The sequence below is a fragment of the Sutterella sp. AM11-39 genome (assembly GCF_003472385.1).
GTDB classification, from domain to species: domain Bacteria; phylum Pseudomonadota; class Gammaproteobacteria; order Burkholderiales; family Burkholderiaceae_F; genus Duodenibacillus; species Duodenibacillus intestinigallinarum.
In genome coordinates this window covers 1-926 of record NZ_QRLV01000029.1, presented here as the reverse complement: position 1 = coordinate 926, position 926 = coordinate 1, and the positions used below count along the sequence as shown (strand labels likewise).

Here is a 926-nt window from a genome sequence, read left to right as displayed (position 1 = left end):
CGAAACTGCGCTTGACGCGGTCGATTGCGCTTATCCGTGCACGTGCATGACGGGCACTCGCAACTCGTATAAGCCGCGGGAACGGCAACTACATAGCCGCCAAATTTGTATTGCTGCCATTCAATCGCTTGCCGCATACCAAAAAAGCCCGTCCTCAGAATCGCCCGATTCAATCCGGATTTCTGTTTGACGTTTTTACCCGGATTGTCAATCGTTCCCTTGGCACTCTTTGTCATATTGCGCGTCTTCAGATCTTCCACGTACACGCAGCCATACTCCTGCGCGAGCGTGTGCGCGGTCTTCATCTGAAAGTCACGGCGAATATTTCGAACTCGTCTGTGCAGCTTCTGCAGTTTTTCCAACAATCTTCTGCGTTTGCGGCTCGGCTTCGTTTTATCGAACGCTTCTGCCCGTCCTTCCTTTGCAAGCTTCAGCCGCGAGGATCTGTTTAACGCCAATTTTCGTTGATAGCGAGCAATCTCTTTTTCGAGCTCTTTGATTCTGCCCGTATTGAGATCGAAGAACTGACCGTCGCTCGTAGCCACCGCATGAACCACGCCCAGATCAATGCCGACATCGAGTGCCTTTGGATCCGGCATCTCAATGTCAAATTCCGTCGTGAAGACCACAAACCAATGACCGCAATCCTTCTTGATGTGAATCTGCCTGACCGTGCCGGACTTCATGGAACCATCGGCACATTTGAATGCAAGCGGACGGCTTTTGCGGTAGCGCATCCAGCCGATCTTGGGCAACTTCACGCGGCCGTTAGCATCATCGATATGTTCAGGCCTGAACTGCGGAATACGAAAACCGTCTCCAATATCTTTTGTTTTGAATTTCGGCCATTCTTTACGGGCAGGATCACTCTTAGGACGAAAACTGTCGGCAATGGCTCGATCGAGGTCCTTGAGCGCCTGCTGCAG

The 926-nt window shown here is 51.6% G+C and carries 1 protein-coding gene; it reads right to left on the bottom strand.

Translation table 11 applies throughout. The features are described 5' to 3' along the window. The coding region (locus DW133_RS09950; RefSeq protein WP_147408933.1) for an RNA-guided endonuclease TnpB family protein at positions 1 to 926 on the bottom strand (926 nt) is incomplete at both ends.